The sequence below is a fragment of the Streptosporangium nanhuense genome, assembly GCF_059358815.1.
In genome coordinates this window covers 1-3,368 of record NZ_JCADBG010000077.1, presented here as the reverse complement: position 1 = coordinate 3,368, position 3,368 = coordinate 1, and the positions used below count along the sequence as shown (strand labels likewise).

2 protein-coding genes and 1 pseudogene are annotated in these 3,368 nt (G+C 67.8%); all 3 read right to left on the bottom strand.

Going from position 1 to position 3,368, the window contains the following annotated elements; translation table 11 throughout:
• A pseudogene (locus AC5L38_RS43965) lies at positions 1-190 on the bottom strand (hypothetical protein); the annotation flags it as partial.
• A 25-nt stretch (positions 191-215) separates the two neighbouring features.
• Positions 216-1,646, bottom strand: a complete 1,431-nt coding sequence (locus AC5L38_RS43960; protein ID WP_495248773.1) for a glycoside hydrolase family 10 protein — start codon at positions 1,644-1,646, stop codon at positions 216-218.
• Positions 1,647-1,743: 97 nt separating this feature from the next.
• A partial coding sequence (locus AC5L38_RS43955) for a glycoside hydrolase family 43 protein (protein WP_495248772.1) occupies positions 1,744-3,368 on the bottom strand: 1,625 nt, incomplete at its 5' end.

Genomic DNA, 3,368 nt, shown 5'->3' with positions numbered 1-3,368 from the left:
GGTTGTAGACGTCCAGGGCCTTGCCGCTGGTGCGGTTGACCAGGACGTACCAGGCGTTGGTGTCGACGGTCGCCGCGTTCGCGGCGGTCGTCGAGCTCACGGTGACCAGGAGACCGGCCAGGAGGGTGGTCACGGCCGCGATGATCGCCGCCATATTTCGGCGCGAGCGCCGGGTGTGCGTGATTTCCAAGATGTGCTCCTTGTTCGAGAACCGGTCAACTGACACGGGAGAGCTGCCACTGCTGGTTGGCGCCGCCCCAGTCGTCGTACTGGACGATGTTGGCGCCGTCGGCGGTGGAGGCGCCCTGGACCTCCAGGGCCTTGTTGCTGTTGCGGTTGATCAGGCGCAGGTAGCCGCTGTCGGAGTTCGCCAGGCGCCACTGCTGGTTGGTGCCGTTGAGGTCGGCCCACTGCACGACGGCGCCGCCGTTGGCGGTGGAGAAGCCGCTGACGTCCAGCACCTTGCCGGAGTGGCGGGCCTTGACGCGGTAGTAGCCGCCGCCGGAGTCGACGAACTGCCACTGCTGGTTGTTGCCGTTGGTACGGGCCCACTGGCTGATGCGGGCGCCGTCGGCCGTCGACTGGTTGTAGACGTCCAGAGCCTTGCCGCTGGTGCGGTTGACCAGCACGTACCAGGCGTTGGTGTCGACCTGCCCGCCGGAGGTCGGCGTCGGCGTCGGCGTCGGGTTGGTGGAACCGCCGTTGAGGGCGTTGAGCGTACTGGTGTAGGCGGCCTTCTTGTTGCCGTTGCCGTCGAACAACAGCGCGTTGTCATCGCCGCGCCAGGAGTCGGTGTCGCGGATGCCCCAGACGGTGATGCCGTTGCACCGGGACACCGCCAGGCACGCCCGGGTCACCGTGGCGAAGATGTTGGCCTGGTTGGACCCCTGGAGCACGTCGAGCTCGGTGATCTGGACGTCGACGCCGAGGTCGGCGAAGCGCTGGAGGTTGGCCTGGTAGTCGCCGGAGATGGAGCCGCCCAGGTGGGACTGGAAGCCCACGCAGTCGATCGGCACGCCGCGCGACTTGAAGTCGCGCACCATGTTGTAGATGCCGGTGCTCTTGGCGTTGATCCCGTCGGTGTTGTAGTCGTTGTAGCACAGTTTGGCGCCCGGGTCGGCGGCGCGGGCCGCGCGGAAGGCGGCCTCGATCCAGTCGTTGCCGGTGCGCTGCAGGTTGGAGTCGCGCCGCCCGCCGGAGCCGCCGTCGGCGAACGCCTCGTTCACGACGTCCCAGGAGTCGATCTTGCCGCGGAAGTAGGTGGCGACCTGGGTGACGTGGTTGATCGCGGCGTTGCGCAGGTCGGAACCGGACAGGCCCTGGGCCCAGCCGGGCTGCTGGTTGTGCCAGAGCAGCGTGTGACCGCGGATCTTCATGCCCTGTGCCAGGGCGTGGTTCACGATCCGGTTGGCGCTGGTGTAGTTGAAGCTGCCGCGCTGGGGCTCGGTGGAGCTCCACTTCATCTCGTTCTCGGCGACGACCGAGTTGAACTCGCGGTTCAGGATGCCGACGTAGGTGGAGTCACCGAGCCGGCCGGCGGCGACGGCGGCGCCGAAGTAGCGGCCTTTCTCCGCCGCCGACGCGCCCAGCGTGGAGGCGGCGTCCGCCGGAGCGGAGATCGCCGCCGACACGCCGATGGCGACCACACCGGCGCTCAGGATGGACAGGAATCTCCGTAGCCGGGTGCGCCCGGAGGGTCGGGCCGAACGGTTTGGGGGGTTCATAACGTAATACCTCTCGGTTTTACGGGGTGGTGAGGTCGAACCGGTTCACGGTCACCGCTCCGCCCAGTGACTGGGTGGCGTGGTTGAAGATGCCGAAGCGGTAGCCCATGAAGAACTGCCAGGCGTTGTTCAACGTGAAGGCCGGTCCGAGCGTGGTGAAGTTCACGCCGTCGGTGCTGTAGGAGAAGCGGGCCTGCCTGCCGGAACCGGGCCGGATGTCGGCGTTCACCCGCAACCAGATCTTGCCGCCCGAGATGTTCGCGCTCGCCGCCTCGGTGCCGGTGCCCGTGGTGGCCCAGCTGCTGTTCATGGTCAGGCCGTTGGTCATCACGACCCGGTTGACGCCGTTGTCGCGTTTGACGCCGATCCACGCCGACTGATCTCGGAGCATCGCCAGTCCGGACCGGTCGCCGTTGGCCATCGCCGAGTAGTCGAGCTCGATCGTCGCGGTCGACGACGGGCCCTGGATGCGGTGGGTCAGGGTGTTGCGGGCGTTGTAGAGGTCGTTGGTGACGGTCGCGGTCTGCAGGCGCAGGCCGTTGCCGGTGGAGAAGCGGCTGGTGTCGGGGTTGTGGTTCCACTCCCACCGGTGGCCGAGGCTGCCCGAGGTGAAGGTGTCCGGACCGATCATCGACGCGACGGTCTTGGTGGTCTGGATGTTCGGCTTGGGGTAGTTGACGCCCCAGCCGCCGTTGACCGTCTGGATGGTGGGCCAGCCGTCGCCGGTCCAGGTGATCGGCGCCAGCGCCGGGACCCGGCCGCCGGGGTAGGCGTCGACGAACGACATGTAGTACCAGGCGCCGTTCTGCGTCTGGACCAGGCCACCCTGGTGCGGCACGCCGCCGCCGGAGATCGGTCCCGGCATGTTCAGCAGGACCTGACGCATCTCGTACGGGCCGAACGGGCTGCTGGAGCGCAGCACGTACTGGCCGTTGGCCGGGCGGGTGAGCCAGATGTAGTAGTAGCCGTTGCGCTTGTAGAAGCGGGCGCCCTCGAGGGTGCCGACGCTGGAGGGCGTCTGGAACACCTGCTGGGAGCGCACCTGGCTGAGCCCGTCGGCCGAGAGCTGGGCGACGCTGATGGTGCCGTTGCCGTAGGCGACGTACATGGTGTCGTTGTCGTCGACGAGCAGGCCCGCGTCGTAGTAGCAGTTGTTGATCCGGGCGCGCTTGGTCCAGGTGCCGTCCACGGCCGAGGCGGTGTAGACGTAGGTGCGGTTGAACTCGGTGCAGCCCATCCAGTAATAGGTGCTGTTGCTGGGCCGGTAGTTCAGGGTGGAGGCCCAGATGCCCTTCACGTAGGCCCGGCCGCCGTTGAGGTCGTAGGCGTTGGACTCGAAGTCCAGGCGCGGCACCGAGTGCCCCGCGTACTCCCAGTCGACCAGGTTGTAGGAGCGCAGGATCGGCGCGCCGGGGGAGTAGTGCATCGTCGAGGCCGAGTAGTAGTAGGCGTCGCCGACCCGGATGATGTCACCGTCGGCGAAGTCCTGCCAGACCACCGGGTTGGTGTAGTTGCCGCCGGGGGTCGGGGTGGGCGTCGGGGTCGGGTCCGTTCCGCCGCCGATCTTGACGAACTGCCACTGCTGGTTGGCGCCGCCCCAGTCGTCGTACTGGACGATGTTGGCGCCGTCGGCGGTGGAGGCGC